Origin of the sequence: Anoxybacillus sp. CHMUD, assembly GCF_013096965.1 — a bacterium.
GTDB classification, from domain to species: Bacteria; Bacillota; Bacilli; order Bacillales; family Anoxybacillaceae; genus Anoxybacillus; species Anoxybacillus kestanbolensis_A.
On sequence record NZ_SDLG01000078.1, the window covers coordinates 1 to 439 of the forward strand.

A 439-nucleotide genomic window follows, 5' to 3' on the forward strand; every position below is an offset into this window, starting at 1 on the left:
TTCCTTAAATGATTAATAAAACGATTGCGACACCAGCACCGATTGCGAATGCTGTTAATGCAGCTTCAACACCACGAGACATACCTGCAAGTAATTCACCCGCTAATAAATCTCGAATGGCATTGGTAATTAATATACCAGGGACAAGTGGCATGACACTGGCTATAGTAATGATATCTTGATTGGTTGCAATACCTAATTTAGTAAATGTGGCTGCAATGGATATGACCACAGCGGCTGCAACAAACTCTGAGAAAAATTTAATTTGTATATAGCGTTGCACAAAGCTGAATGTTAAAAATGCGGATCCACCAGCAATGACTGCAATCCAACAATCTGATGCGACACCACCAAACATGAACAGGAAGAAGCCACATGCAATGGCAGCTGCAAAGAAATTCGTTAAAAAAGAATATTGTAATGATGCATGCTGTAAATG

1 protein-coding gene is annotated in these 439 nt (G+C 39.4%); it reads right to left on the reverse strand.

What is annotated here, in order from left to right:
- Positions 1-4: 4 nt before the first annotated feature.
- Positions 5-439, reverse strand: a 435-nt coding sequence (locus tag ETB99_RS14680; protein WP_171700941.1) for a threonine/serine exporter family protein, incomplete at its 5' end; no start/stop codon positions are given.